The organism is Actinomycetota bacterium (genome assembly GCA_030650795.1).
Taxonomy (GTDB): Bacteria; Actinomycetota; Actinomycetes; order S36-B12; family S36-B12; genus UBA11398.
In genome coordinates this window covers 178,350-192,917 of sequence record JAUSDJ010000031.1, presented here as the reverse complement: position 1 = coordinate 192,917, position 14,568 = coordinate 178,350, and the positions used below count along the sequence as shown (strand labels likewise).

Annotated in this window: 9 protein-coding genes and 1 pseudogene; 6 read left to right on the top strand and 4 right to left on the bottom strand. The window is 59.9% G+C overall.

The genetic code is table 11. The annotated features are described in order from the left end of the window. Positions 1 to 168 precede the first annotated feature (168 nt). Genes Q7L55_10250 through Q7L55_10235 form a run of 4 tightly spaced genes read right to left on the bottom strand, consistent with a single transcriptional unit; the run spans position 169 to position 7,802 of the window. The gene (locus Q7L55_10250) at positions 169 to 2,826 is read right to left on the bottom strand and encodes a hypothetical protein (protein MDO8732931.1); all 2,658 of its coding nucleotides are present in this window, start codon (positions 2,824 to 2,826) and stop codon (positions 169 to 171) included. Between the two features lie 5 nt (positions 2,827 to 2,831). Then, complete coding sequence (locus Q7L55_10245) at positions 2,832 to 3,788, bottom strand: glycosyltransferase (GenBank protein MDO8732930.1); 957 nt, start codon at positions 3,786 to 3,788, stop codon at positions 2,832 to 2,834. Further along, positions 3,781 to 4,893, bottom strand: coding sequence for a methyltransferase domain-containing protein (locus tag Q7L55_10240; GenBank protein ID MDO8732929.1), 1,113 nt, complete (start codon positions 4,891 to 4,893; stop codon positions 3,781 to 3,783). Before Q7L55_10240 ends, Q7L55_10245 begins: the two co-directional genes overlap by 8 nt. Then, positions 4,890 to 7,802, bottom strand: coding sequence for a hypothetical protein (locus Q7L55_10235; protein MDO8732928.1), 2,913 nt, complete (start codon positions 7,800 to 7,802; stop codon positions 4,890 to 4,892). Before Q7L55_10235 ends, Q7L55_10240 begins: the two co-directional genes overlap by 4 nt. A 154-nt stretch (positions 7,803 to 7,956) precedes the next feature. Here Q7L55_10235 and Q7L55_10230 point away from each other — a divergent pair, with 154 nt between their 5' ends. The 6 genes and pseudogenes from Q7L55_10230 (at position 7,957) to Q7L55_10205 (ending at position 14,493) form a co-directional block, all read left to right on the top strand. Further along, on the top strand, positions 7,957 to 8,766 hold the full coding sequence (locus Q7L55_10230) for a glycosyltransferase (GenBank protein MDO8732927.1): 810 nt from the start codon (positions 7,957 to 7,959) through the stop codon (positions 8,764 to 8,766). Positions 8,767 to 8,817: 51 nt separating this feature from the next. Continuing rightward, entirely contained in the window at positions 8,818 to 10,590 is a 1,773-nt protein-coding gene (locus Q7L55_10225; GenBank protein ID MDO8732926.1) for a DUF4012 domain-containing protein, read from the top strand. 123 nt (positions 10,591 to 10,713) lie between these two features. Beyond that, entirely contained in the window at positions 10,714 to 11,304 is a 591-nt protein-coding gene (locus tag Q7L55_10220) for a hypothetical protein (protein ID MDO8732925.1), read from the top strand. Positions 11,305 to 11,405: 101 nt separating this feature from the next. Then, complete coding sequence (purN, locus tag Q7L55_10215; protein ID MDO8732924.1) at positions 11,406 to 11,996, top strand: phosphoribosylglycinamide formyltransferase; 591 nt, start codon at positions 11,406 to 11,408, stop codon at positions 11,994 to 11,996. A 2-nt stretch (positions 11,997 to 11,998) separates the two neighbouring features. After that, the gene (purH, locus tag Q7L55_10210) at positions 11,999 to 13,591 is read left to right on the top strand and encodes a bifunctional phosphoribosylaminoimidazolecarboxamide formyltransferase/IMP cyclohydrolase (protein MDO8732923.1); all 1,593 of its coding nucleotides are present in this window, start codon (positions 11,999 to 12,001) and stop codon (positions 13,589 to 13,591) included. Continuing rightward, positions 13,534 to 14,493: pseudogene (locus Q7L55_10205) on the top strand (DMT family transporter). Before purH ends, Q7L55_10205 begins: the two are co-directional and overlap by 58 nt. Positions 14,494 to 14,568: the final 75 nt, after the last annotated feature.

The following is a 14,568-nucleotide window of genomic DNA, read 5'->3' as shown; positions in this document are numbered from 1 at the left end:
GCCTTCCGCCCGACTCGAGGCCACAGAGGTGTGGCCGCACTTGATAGCGGGACCGCGCGAGATGTCTTCGCTTCCGCTAACGCGTGCAATTCGCTCATCTTGTTCGGTGTCCGAAGGGTCTGGGCAGAGGATTCTCGGTGACCTGTCGTTGGGTCGACGTCATTCGCATCACCACAACTGCGCGTCAGCCGAGAGCGTATAGCTGCGTGTTCTCAGTAGACGGCTTTGTAGGTTCGCCACCGTCTGATGGTTGTCTAGCAGATGCTCTGCTTCAGAGTGGAACGAATAGACCGGCACGCGGTAGTACGGGGGCAGGTAGGCGAGTCCACCGTAGGTGGTGAACACGCTAGAAGCGCGCGCGATGACGGCGGCTTGGACAGCCAGATTGTTCTCGGGTGTCATCGCGTCGTTAATGTGGATGACGTTCTGATCCTGGCCGAAGGTGTGCTCCTCGTGGTCATCGAACCTGATTCCGGTCGACAGCAAGACAACTGGACGCTCATTGCGTCGCCGGCTGACCAGCCGCTGGATCAACTCGCGATTGGCTGGCGTGTCGGGAAACGACGGCCGGAAATAGAAGCGGACGGCATCGAACTCTTCCGGCAGTCGAGACGCCAGTTCTTCGGGAAGCTCGGGTACTGCGAAGGGGGCGAAGACCAGTCGCTCCCGAAGCATTTGGAGCGGCATTCGATCCCGCCAGAAGTACGCGAAGAGCCTGTACATCGATGATGGATGGATGATGTCGAATGATCCGATCCCTAAATGCTGCTCGACTCGGGCGATCAGCTCTGTGTCCAGCGGGCTCCATTCGGATTGTTTCTGCCCGCCCCGGGTTGCCCAGCGCTTGGTGAGTTCGTCTCTGAATTGCTCGTGTCCCATGAGGTCGAATATCTCGACGTGTTTGGAGGCGATTCCGGCGTAGAAGACTGGGCCGGCGCCCCCCCGAGTCACTGAGACCACGCGCCCCGGATCGATTCCATAGTTGCCCAGCGCCCAGCGCAAGAACGGCACCCAGTACAGCAATTCGAAGCCGAGTTCGGATGTCCAGGGTCCGACAATGATCGGTGAGTCGCTCTTGGCGATCCGTTTCAGCTGGTTGGCAATCTCCTGATCGAGTTTCGACGGATCGATGACCATGCGGACCAAGGAGAGATCTTCTTCGCCCTCCGCGAGCCCTTCCGACTCGAACACATCGTCAGCAGTCACAGCATGAGGTGTGGTGTCGACAGCGCGTTCCTGCCACGATGGGTTCTTTTTGGACACGCGGGCCCCGCTCTCTGAAATCGATGACCGACCACTTACGTGGAGAATCGGCCGAGCCGAGGGAAGGCCGGCGAAGGGCGCTTGCTGCTGGCGCGCCTTGGCGGCGATGGCGAGGCGCACACCGTGCAGCACGACGCGGCGCATGGAGTCCCCGCGACGCCCGTAGTAGGGCGTTTTCCTTGGCCGACGCCCAAGGTCCTCAATCTCGGAGGCTAGCCGCTCTGTAGCCGATACATCCAGGCCGTGCGGGCGGATGAAGGACTCGAGGAAGAGCCGATTCTTGTCGGCCATCGCCTCGGGGTGCTCCATTGAATCGCTGAGGAGCCGGAACAGGTCATCGTCAGAGTCGGCTCGAGTAAGAAGAGCATCCTCAAGGTGGGAGAAATGGATTGTTCCGCCCTGTACTTCGGCGAATTCTGGGGCTGTGACTGTGAAGACAGCTTTGCCGACGATCGCGGACTCGATCATCGCACTCGAGTTGATCCCTACTACTCCGGCCGAGTAGTAGATCGACTCGAAGAAGTCCTGACGGCTATCGCTGTCGATCGGATTTGCTCCCAACCGCGGGAAGATGACGGTATTACCTAGCGTTGAGGGGTCCACTCCCGTCCAGGGCGCTGTCGACTGGGGATGCGGGCGGATCATCACGCCCACGTCCGCGATCGCGCCAGGCTGCGTCCGCAGGCGGCTTACCCAACGCATCACATACTCGACCTCACGGTCACCACCGATGAACGGTGACGAGGCCAACCAAAGGAAGTACGGCTTGCTCGGGTCAAGGCCCGATCCATGGACAAAGGAGTCTCTGGACCGCGTCGGCTTCCATGTGAACCAATGATCGAACAGTTGGGCACCCGTAACCCCTATCGTGTTTGGATCGATCCCGTGCATCTCCACAGCTTCTGTCCGCTGAGCCTCGTTCCATACGAACACCCGGTCAGGGTTGCACCGCAGAAGGCCTTTGTTTGAGAGGTTGTCCCAACTGGCCACTGCGACGGCTACGGGAATGCCGAGCGCTTGGGCGTGACGAACAACATCGACCTGGCGGGAGCCTGCGTTGACGATTGGGGTAACGACGATCACGTCGGGCTGCATGAGTTCAAGGGTGTCTATCAGGTGCTCCTTCAAGGGCAAGGCCATGTCCATGCGGATGGCGGCTCGCTGAAAATGAGCCCGTGCCCGATCACTTTGCATGTGAAGGATTCGTTGCGTGATTGCCTCAGATGCCGGAAGAGGGAGGCGTTGGAATTTGTCGACCATTCGATCGCGAAGCAGGACGGCCCGTGAGTATCGCGGATCTGCATACCGGTTGACGTCAACGGCCATGCGCAGCGCATCGGCGACCGGAGCCCATTGATCCTTGCCCCGCGACAGGATCCCGACATCGCGCATGTCGATGCCAGGCACCTCCTCCTTGAGACGCTGCAAGGGTGACGCGATGCGCTGCTTCTCCCGCTGGGCGAAGTCGACGGTGATGTGGTGTCCCCGTTGAGACAGTTCAATAATCGTTGACTCGTAGTTGCGTAGGTAGCCGGGATGCAGCATGGCGAAGAGAATCCGCATCGACGCTATTCCCTGAACCCGCCGGAGCTCCGCTCCGAGATGAGGTCGCCCAGTTGCTTGAAGCCGTGCTGCGCGGACGCGATCCGTGCTCGAGCCCCGATTTCGCGGAGCTCCTCCCGTGACGGGATCGCCTCAACCTGAGTGATGTCCAGGACGCTCTCGCCGTGGCGCATGAACGACGGGGAGAACTCGTCGAGGTTCGTGATGACCGGCGTGCCATGCGCCATCGCGGACAGGACGGATGTGTTGTTCTCCCGCGCGCCGCGCGGGAAGAACGCCACGAGTAGGTCGGCCCTGCGGACGTGCTCAGAGACAAGATCATCCGACAAGAATCCAAGGAAGCGAACCTGGCCCTTGAACACGTGGCGGATGCCGTCAGAGATCTCGAAGAGGGCCTCGTCGAACCGTGTTCCCTCGTGAAGTGCAGTTGAGATGTCCAGCCGGTAGCTTCGTTCGTCTCGTGCGAGGAGGTCACCAAGCCGCGCGTAGCGCTCGGCGCGGATCTTGTGCGCCATGCCGAAGGTGAGCAGTCGCAGGTCCGGCTCTGCGAACTCCTGGTGTGGTTCGGCGCCCGGGCAGAACGCATCGACGACGTCTGATCGGTGTGCCCGCATTTCTTCGCCGATGCGGTTGTGGGCGGCGAATACTCCGTGTGCTTTGGCAATGAGGTCGATCTCCGCCTCGGTACCCCAGTAGTCATGCAGGAACAGGCCGTAGCGGTCGAAGGCCCCATTGAGTTGGTCGCCGAGCCCTTCCATGTCAGTACCGACCTCTGACGCATTCACCGAAACGAGAGGTGCGTGGACTTGGCCAGCTCCGATCTCGTTGAAGTCGACGAGCGGGACGCCGAGTGTCTCGGCCAGGCGATGGTTGAAGCGGGCGATGCCGCAGGTGTAGGGGTTGCTGTGGTAGGTCATCACGCAGTCGTAGGTCGGGCCGACGACCGTGTCGAGTTCACTCATCGCGTGGCTTCTCGTAGACGAGGACTCGGCGTTTGTCCATCCAGTCCATCTGTGATTCGAGGTCTTTGCGGCGTCGCATGCCGGCGAGGACGAACAGCATCCGCAGGAACGGCTGTGCCGTCAAGGAGATGTGCGTGGGATCGGCCTCGAACTCCGTCGTCACATCAAAGAGTGATGCGGGACTCGGGTGGAATCGCGTGGTGACGTACACGTATTTCCCGGAGACACGGCACAGTTCCTGGACCACCTTGAGGTAGTCGCGCACCGGTATGTGCTCAAGCACCTCGCGGGAGACGACCAGATCAAAGGTGTTGTCCTCATAGGGCATGTCGTCGATGCTGGCGACGATGATTCTATCCTTGACAGCAGCCTCGGCGAACTCGTGGATGTTGGGGCTGACATCCACGCCATGAGCTTCGACGCCCAGTTCGTCGAGAAGCGTCATCAAAGCGCCAGGACCGCAGCCGGCGTCAAGGACGTTCTTGGGCTGGAAGGCCTCTATGAGCACCGCGGGGTGCTTGCCCTCGATCGCTCTGCGTTGTTCGAGGTTGTAGGAGTTGTCTCCCTTTCGCCATTCGGCGAGGAAGTAGTCGTTGTCGAAGTCGGAATCGGCCGGGGACTTCTGATCGCGCATGAATTCCTCGAACCTGTCGAGCTCGTCGTAGGCGAACTGCCCGAACAGGGCCGAACGCAGGAGTGCGCTGGACGAGTTGAGCGCGGTTTCGGTATAGGCAATCTCGATGCCGAGTTCCTTGCACAGCTGCTGCTCATCCTCTGGGAGGCCGCGTTCACGCCAGTCGGCACCCTTCACATAAATGGCTGGCTGAAGCTCCCTGAGGACCTCAGCCGTGGTCATCGGGGCTGAGTGGACGTAGTCGACGCCTTCAATCGCATCGATGACGCGAATGCGCCGATCGAGTGGGAGCAGCGTGAGGTGCTTACTCGATGTCCAGGCCTCGGATGCGATGTTGACGAACACTGGGAAACCCAGTTCGGCGGCTGAACGAAAGTAGGCAACATGCCCATCGTGGAAGGGATCGAAGGAGCCATCGACCATGGCGACCTTCCCTCGGAGACCTTTCAACTCCTCGGTCGTGACAATCATGCGACTTCCCCCTTGGCCGATGTCGAGTTGCTGTTTGCGGTGAACGAGTCAATGAGTAACGTCGGATTCAAGTTGGAGATGTCGGAGACTTCGTAGACGACCCCGAGCCTACTGAATCTTCGATGGGCGACCTCAAGGTGATGCCAGAGAATGCGTTGCTCATCGTCGAAGAGACTCACCGTGGGCACGCCCAGTGCTGCGCCGAGGTAACTGAGTCCTCCGTACGTGCAGACAAAACCTTGTGCACCTGCAAGCACCCGTGTCTGCATCTCAAGGTTGTTCTGGGCATCGATACCAAGTAGCGGTCGCGACATCCAGACCGTCGAAAGGTCGAGAGCGCGATGGTCGTCAAGAATCAGCCCTGTCTCCAACGACACAAGGGGCAGACCCATCCTCTTGGCTCCATCGACGATCGCCCGAATCCGGGCATCCCTGATGTCGGCGGTCAACGAAGGCCTGTGGTAGAGGCCGACAGCGATGTACTGACTTGGTAGGCGAGCCGTGACTTCGTCCTGTCGGTCATCGGAGCCAACGCTTGGATGCGTCATGGTCGCAGTCTGGGTTGAGACGAGGCGGTCCAGCCAAGCTAGGTTCGCGCGCCCTACGAAGAAGGGCATCAGGGTCTCGTACATTTCGCGCGGATGAACGATGAAGGCGTCACGTGGCGCAAGTTGGTCGACGAGTTCGTGTTCGATCGGAGACCACCGCGTCTGCTTCTTTCCAGTGTTGGTGTTGCCGATGCGATCGTGGAACTCAGAAGGCCCGAGTATCTCGAAGACATCTCGATAGTTCGCCCCGGGCAACCCGTACCATCCAGACGTGCCACCGCGAGAGATGATGGTGATCTGGCCGGGATCGATCGCAGTGCGTTCGACGAGGGTTTTCACGTACGGAATCCAATAGAGCAACTCGAATCCGACTTCAGATGTCCATGGCCCGAAGACTATTGGTTTGCCCAAGGCCGCCGCGTTGACGAGACTGGTTTCCAACTCCCGCATTCGGATGTCCGCGGCTCTCGTGTCCCGTCGTGCCAGGGCTGGCCGAGTGACGTTCTGGTAGAAGGCGCTCGCAAACGCTGACCGTTGAGCGCCAGTGCTTGCGGTGCCTGTTGGCCTTGCAACTCCCGGCACCCTCCGGATGCGTGCGCGCAGCAACTTGTTGACTCTTCTGAGCATCCGGCGGGCGGACCCGTATCGATTGGGACCCCAGATGACTCGGTAGGTGTCGATCTTGAACGCGAGCACCGTCTTGCGCCGATGATGGGTCTTCTTCGCCTTCGCCCGTTGTTTGGCAGTCAGTCTCGGGCGCTCGGCGGGTACTGAGTCCGACGATGGAGCAACCATAGGCGCGGCCTTGGGCATGCTCAGTGTCTTGACGCGGTGGACCAAGCCCCCGGCGCGGCGAGCGAGTCGGGATGCTGTCCGGTCGGCCTTACGAAGCAGCCCGAGAATGAACAGAACGATCAGCGCGAGCGAGAATGATCTCCGTGAAAGTGCAGGGGTGGAGGCGGATTTGGCTTCGGCCGCCTCGATTGCCTCTGTCAGTGCATCAGTGGCCGAAACAGACCCATCAGGTGGATCTATGAAGTTGTGGACGAAGTCATCGAGACGAGCTTGCGTGTGGGTGGCGTCAGCGAGGACATCACCAATGGCATTCAGGTTGCCGTAGATCGACCTGGGCTCATCGAAGAGACCGGCGGATTCGAGGAGGCGGAAATGCGGCGCCGACTGCTGTGAGGTTCTGAGGCGGCGAGATGCGATGGGAATCGCAGGCGTGCCGACGACTGCGGCCTCGAGAAATGCGCTGGTGTTGATGCCGACTACGACGTCGGCATGAGTAAGTAGAGCGCGGTAGTGCCTACGGGTCCGGTCGTCCACAACCGGTTGCCCAGCGAGCGGGTCGGCCTTCGCTGAGTACTGAGTGAAGACCTCGCGAATCCAGCTGCCTTTGATCGGGTTCGTGGGGTGGTATCGGACTACCAGGTTGCTCTGGGCGACTGTCTTGTCCCAGTATCCGCGAAGGTATGGGATGTATTGCTCAAGTAGGAAGCGCGATTCCCTTGCCCCGACAGCGCTGCTGCTGCCGACGTAGAGGATTGTGCGCTTGTTCGGATCGAGACCGAGTGATTGCAGGAATGCCGTTCGCTCGGGAATGGGATCTGTCGTCCTCAGCCAATCGAAGAGCTGGGCGCCTGTCGTCGTGATTCGATCGCGAGGGACCCCATGCAAGCGAAACGCTTCGTCGGCCTGCAGTTCGTTCCACACGACAACTCGGTCCGGAATCCGGTGAATAAGACCCTTGTTGGTGAGGTTGTCCCAACTCGCAACAAGGAGCGCCGACGGGATGCCGAGCCTGGCGGCAGCATCGACGTACGCCTGTTGGCCTCCATCAATGTCGACTAATGGAGTCACGGCCATGACTGTCGGCTTGAGGGCCGCGAGGGACTTGAGGGCCAAGGAACTGGGGCGCGAGGGCCCTGTCAGGCGCATGAGGCGCGTTTGCGCAGAGAGCCGCCGTCGTGTGTTCGTGCGAACTCTGTACATCTTCAGCAGGGCTTTCAACGGACGGCAGACTCGTCGCTTCGCCCGCTCTTCGAGAGCCGGAGAGCCCTCATATCGAGCATCGAAGTATCTGAGCCAGTCGAGCGTCGTATATGCAGCCTCGAGGCCATCTTGGATAACACCGCGGGCACGCGGCAACTCGGCACGCGTGATGCCCGGATATTCCGCTACGAGGGCATTGGCGAGTCCCTCGTCAACAAGTCTCGAGCCCGTGAGTGTTGCGATAGTGATGCGCCAGTCCTGCGCAGCCAACTGCCGGACCATCGACTCGTAATTCCGCAAGTAGAGCGCGTGGCGCACTAGCAGGACGAGGTGTGGCGAAGTCGCCCCACTCGTGTCGGCCCCCATGCTCGTCCCCTAAATCAACCGTGCCCGTGCTCGTGACTTTACTTCATCGAATGACTACGCCTGCCTCACTCCGCGGGAGAATGGAGTAAGGGCGCGCTGGCGATTCGTAAACTGGAATTCCTGCCCGTATGAACGTGGCGTATACGGTGACGCAATGTCCAATGGCGACGCCTCATCCTCTGGCGCATCAATTGTCATCACGGCTGTCCGGACGGACGAATGGCTACGACAGGCTGTTGCCAGCTCACTTGCACAGATTGCTGTTGCGGCGCAGGTCATTGTGGTGTTAGACGGTTGTTCAGGGATGGATGCAAGCGATTTTGACGCGCCTAGCGGGCTCACCTTTGTTCGCTTGGCGCAGCGTCACGGGCCAGCTCGGGCCCGCAACCTTGGGCTCGAGCAAGCTGATGGAGAGTACGTAGCTGCGCTCGACGGGGATGACCTCGCGGATGCTGATCGGCTAGCGCGACAGACCGACCTGATCCGAAATCTTCCAGGGGTGGCACTGGTTGGTGGGGCTGCTCGAACGATGAATGCGGATGGAAGTTCCTTAGGAATTCGACAAGTGGATCGATTGAACCCGATGCAAGCGCGCCTTCGATTGACGCAACGCAATCCATTTGTTCACAGTGCAACTCTGGCCAGGCGTTCGGCTTTGGAAGCAGTGGGCGGTTATGACGAAACCTTGACCAGGTGTATCGACTATGACCTCTATTTGCGATTGGCAATTCGCGGCTACAGCCTTGCCACAGATCCAGAGATCGTGGGAACGCATCGCGTGCATGGCGGTCAACTCAGTACCCATGCAATACCAGGCCCCGTACGTCGGCACTTGCGTTCATTGCGCTCCGAACTGGCGGCGGAGTTGGATATCTCGACGATCTCACAGCACTTGCGCAATGCCGCCTGGTCCATGGGCAACACATCGATTGGGCGCGAAGTCCGGGGATTGCGGAGACGCTGAGGGCTCGGCTTACGATGCCCGGGTGATTGCACAGACCAGGGACGAGGTCAGGTGAGGATTCGAGCCCAGCAGATTGTCGATTCGGTGATCGGCACTCCGAAACGACGTTTGGTCTCCGGTCTCGTCGTCGCTGTCGCAGCCTTGATCACAATCTGGCTCGCATTAGGATGGGTCCAGACTGGTCAACGAGCGCTCTCGTTCCAGCAGGAGGCCAACCGCTTCGAAGCCGCGCTGAAAGATCAGGACTGGAATGCGGCCACTGAGCAGTTCCCTGAACTCGCTGCTTCAGCACAAGAGCTTGGCGATTCCACGCGATCCCTGCAATGGCGACTCCTCTCCCGTGTGCCACTTATGGGCCAGTCAGCCAAAGCAGTCTCGGCACTGGGGCGCTCTGCTGACGACTTGGCGGTGGCCGGCGAGCCGCTGCTGCCGTATGCGCAGAAACTCGCGACCGAGCGAGGACGCCGGGCGGATGGATCCATCGACCTGGACTTGATCGCGGGTATGGCCCCTTTCCTCGCACGGTTTGCCGACTCCGTCGACGCTGCACAAGCGCGACTCGATGGCGTGTCCACAGCGTTCCTGGTGCCTGGGCTGAAGTCTCGATTCGAAACTGCGCGTGCGCAGGCAACGGACATCGGTCAACTCGTTGGCCATTCCGTCGCTGCGGCTGCTTGGCTGCCCTCGTTGCTGGGATCAGACAGCAGCCGAACATGGATGGTGCTGTTGCAGAATCCGGCCGAGGCACGCGGGTCAGGTGGCTTCCCCGGCGCTTACGTGAATGTCCGCTCCGACAACGGAAAAGTCCGCATTCTTGAGTCGGGGACAAGCGAGGACGTCCGCAAGAATGTCATCCCCACAACCGGCGTGCCTACTGACTCCAAGGACCTTTGGGGGCCTCAACTGGCCAAATGGAGCATGTTCAGCCGATCCGCGCATTTCCCGTTGACCGGTGCTCTTGCAGTCGCCGACATGCGGGCGCGTGGAGTACCCGTCAGCGGCGTGCTCGCCATCGACCCAGCAGTCGTTGCGGCCATGCTCAAGGCCATCGGTCCGATCTCGGCGAAGGGCGAGACGATCACCTCGGAGAATGCCGAGAAGTTCTTCACCCAAGACGTGTACCGCAAGTATCCGGATTCGCAGAAGCGCGACGATGTCTCGATGGCTCTCGTCAACGCTGTGGTCGCTGCGCTCCTGACCAAGGCCTGGAATCCCCTGGATATGGCGGAGGCGTTGAAGGCACCCCTTGAGCAGGGCCACATGAGGATCTGGAGTGAGAACCCGAAGGAACAAGCCTGGCTTTCGAGTACGAGTCTCGGCGGAGCAGTGCCCACTACTCCAGGTCCTGTCGTCGCGGTCGCGGAGAACAACTCAGCTCCAAGCAAGATGGATGCTTTCGTCAAGACGAGCATCGACTACTCAGTGGGCTCATGCCCAACAGCTCAGCAGCAGCAATCGAAACTGACTGTCAAGGTGCGCAATGACGCTCCAACTGGCCTCCCGCAAGAGGGGGGCAATTACGGCCGTACGGATGTCTTGGGGGCGCCGGAGGGGTCAACCAGCATGGTGCTCTACATCTATGCGCCAGTGGGCGCGGGTTACCTCTCGTCGACTCTAGATGGCAAGACATATGGGGTGTATCGCGGGCACGAGCGTGATCGAGAAGTCTGGTATCTGAATCTGCCGATTGATCGAGGCCAGGAACGCGCAGTGTCGGTGACGTTCAATGAGCCCACCGTCGGTGGCGTTGCGCCAAGAGTGCTGACCCAGCCGATGATCAATCAACCTGTCGTGCAAATTGCTTCCGACGCCGCCTGCAATTGAACTAGGGTGTGGTGAAAAGAAACACGACCGTAACCATTCGGGTGCTTCAATCGTGAAAAGCAGAGGTTTCTCTGCGGTACAGTACGCAAAAGTTCGTGAACCTACGTTTCTTCAGGGGGTTTGATGTCCATCTCGCGCAAGGTCTCAACAGTGGCAGCAGCAGGTGCGATCGTGCTGAGTATGGGGCTGGTGACTCCCCAGGCATGGGCCGCAGATTGTGGCGGCTACGGACAGCCGGCATGTCCCACGCCGACTGCAACGCCGACGCCCACACCGACTCCGACTCCGACTCCGACTCCTTCGGCTTCTGCAACGCCGACGCCGACGCCTTCGGCTTCTGCAACGAATCCGCCGTCAGCGGAGCCAGTCGGTGGCGCCAGGACAGGCGTTGTGCTCGTCTCGGCAGCAACTGCGCTGAGGACAAAGCCAACCTTGGTTGACGATCCCTCTGTCAACAAGATCGGCGGTGCCCCCAAGTTCAAGGTGCGTGCGGGAGCACCCGTCAAGTTGCTGATATCCGTGCCTAAGGGCGAGACCTACCAGATCAAGCTCAAGATCGACGGCAAGTACTACGACCTCGGTGTTGCCTCCTCCGGAGCTGATGGCGTTGTTCAAGTGCCGACCTTCCGTGCTGGCAAGCCTGGTATGTACATCGTGGCCTTGGTCAACCCCAAGACCGGTGACACGTTCTACGTGAAGGTTTTCGTCCGCTAAGGATTGAGCACTTCTTCGATGGGTCACATCAGTTCGCTGACGTGACCCATCGCTCGTTCCAGACGGCATTGAGCTTGGGTCTGTGCCACTAGGATTTCGTCGTGGATTCCCGGATTGTGGTGCTAGCATCCGGATCCGGAACCCTTCTGCAAGCCCTCCTTGACTCCTCCTTTGTCGGACCCAATATCGCTGGCGTTGGCTCTGATGTGCCTGACTGTGGGGCCTTGGTGCGGGCGCGTGCATCTCGGGTGCCCACCTTTTGTGTCAGTCCCGCCGACTTCACATCGCGTGATGAGTGGAATGAGGCTCTAGAAGCCGAGCTTGTCGCCCTTTCGCCTGACTTGATTGTCTCGGCCGGTTTCATGCGGCTGATTGGGCCTTCGGTTCTTTCGCGCTTTCCCCGGCAGATCATCAACACCCATCCGGCATTGCTGCCGTCCTTTCCTGGTGCGCACGGGGTGCGCGATGCGCTGGCCTATGGCGTCACGGTTACCGGTTGCACGGTGCACTTCGTTGATGCGGGGGTAGACACCGGCGAGATCATCGCTCAGCGCGCAGTTTCGATTCTTCCCACCGATGATGAGTCCTCTCTACACGAACGCATAAAGACCCAGGAGCGCTCGCTGCTGGTTGAGGTGCTTCTTCGATTCTTGGCCACTGGCAATCTGCACAACCATCCGAACGGAGCTTGATCATGAGTGCTGCTGCATCCACACCCTCGTCGCCAACGATCGTTGGGGGGATCCCTGTTCGTCGGGCATTGGTGTCGGTCTATGACAAGACAGGGCTGGAGGAACTGGCTCGCGGACTTCATGCTGCTGGGGTCGAGATTGTGTCAACGGGTTCCACTGCTGGGGTCATCGCTGCAGCGGGCGTGCCTGTGACACCGGTCGATTCGATCACTGGTTTTCCTGAGTGCCTCGATGGTCGTGTGAAGACTCTGCATCCACATGTGCACGGTGGGTTGCTGGCTGATCTGCGCAAGGAGTCGCACGTTTCGCAGTTGGCAGAGTTGGGCATCGCCCCATTCGAGCTGGTGATCGTCAATCTGTATCCGTTCACCGAGACCGTTGCCTCGGGCGCTTCGGTTGACGAGTGCGTTGAGCAGATCGACATTGGCGGACCGACGATGGTGCGTGCTTCTGCAAAGAACTACGCGAACGTTGCGATCGTGACATCGCCTTCGTTTTATTCATCTGTGCTTGCTGCGGTTGCTGATGGCGGCTTTGATCTTTCTGCACGTGCGGCCTTGGCTCGCGATGCTTTTTCGCACACCGCTTCATATGACATAGCCGTTGCCTCATGGCTCGGCTCAGTGGTTTCGCCCTCTGCTTCTGGCTTCCCGGTGTGGGCTGGTGCGTCGTGGACCTTGGGCTCAGTGCTGCGTTACGGCGAAAATCCGCACCAGTCGGCTGCTGTCTATGTGTCGTCTCTTGGTGCTCCCGGTCTTGCTTCAGGCGTGCAATACCAGGGCAAGGAGATGAGCTACAACAACTACGTCGATGCTGATGCTGCTCGACGTGCAGCATTCGACCATGCCTCGCCTTGTGTTGCGATCATCAAGCATGCCAATCCCTGCGGCATCGCAATTGGCTCGTCGATTGCGGCTGCATACAAGCGTGCCTTTGCCACGGATCCGGTTTCGGCCTACGGCGGAGTCGTTGCTGCGAACGGTGAGGTGACTCTGGAAATGGCAGAGGCAATGGGCGATGTCTTCACCGAAGTTGTCGTAGCTCCTTCGTTCACTTCTGAAGCACTTGAGTTCTTTTCCGCAAAAAAGAACCTGCGCGTGTTGTCTGTGCCAGCACCTGTTACTGGCGCTTCAACTGAGCTGCGACCGATCTCGGGGGGCGCACTTATTCAGGTAACAGATTCCATTGATGCTGATGGCGATGATCCTGCGTCCTGGACTCTGGCTGCGGGCTCGCCCGCGTCTGCTTCGACTCTTGCCGATCTCGCCTTCGCTTGGCGTTCTGTTCGTTCAGTGAAGTCCAATGCAATCCTGCTGGCATCAGATGGCGCAGCAGTCGGCGTTGGCATGGGTCAGGTCAATCGGGTGGATTCATGCGTTCTTGCAATTTCACGTGCCGGTGATCGTGCGGCTGGCTCGGTTGCCGCCTCTGACGCCTTCTTCCCCTTCGCTGATGGTCCTGAGTTGTTGATTGCGGCCGGTGTCTCGGCGATCGTTCAGCCGGGCGGTTCGATCCGCGATGAAGAGGTCATTGCGGTATGCGCCGCTGCCGGCGTGACCTTGTATCTCACGGGTACACGGCACTTCTTCCACTGACGAGGCTGATTCATCCGCGGTTTCCGATCGCAATTCCGGCGACGATCTCGGTGATTGTGGGTGCCTTGACCTCGCTGCAAGCGCGGATGAATGGCGAGCTTTCGCACGACATGGAAAATAGCCTCGGTGCTGCCTCGTGGAGTTTCACTTCGGGGCTCATTGTCATGTCCTTGGTCTTCTCAACGCGGGTTCGCTCAGGAGTTACCCGCATTCCCTCACTCATTCGCGCCGGAGCACTGCGTTGGTGGCAGATCTTGGGCGGCATCTTGGGTGGCTTCTTCGTTGCTGTGCAGGCTGGCGCTGTCCCGCTGGTCGGCGTCGCGGTATTCACCATCGCGGTTGTGGCTGGACAGAGTTCAAGCTCGCTGCTCGTTGATCGGCTGGGCCTGGGACCGGCCGGAATTCAGCCGATCACCGTGCGTCGAGTGATCTCGGCTTTCATTGCGATTGTCGCGGTCACGTTGGCAGTAGGCCAACGAATGGGGAATGGGGCGATTCCGGTCTTGCCCGTGGTGATGGCTTTCATCGGCGGCTTGATGTTCTCTGTGCAAGCGGCTTACAACGGCAGAGTGTCGACCTCCACTGGTGTGCCGCTCTCCGCGACTTTCTTGAACTTCGTCTTCGGCTGGCTGGTGTTGGGCGCTGCCTTGGGATTCGGCTGGCTGGTGTTGGGCAACGGGGTGGGCGGTTTCTTGAACGCGCCATGGTGGGCCTACCTCGGCGGGCTGATCGGTATTGCCTTCATCACCATCAGTGCCTTCACTGTTCCCTTGGTCGGCGTGCTGCTCTTTGCGCTGTTGAGCATCTCAGGCCAACTGATCGGATCAATGACCCTGGACATCTTTGCCCCTGTTGGTGGCGCTGAGGTGACAATTGGGTTGGTGCTGGGCGTGCTGCTGGCCTTTGTCTCGGTGGCCGTTGCGGCCTCGAACCGCGCTCGCCCGTGGGGGCGCAGTAGTTGGGCGCATCAGTTGGTG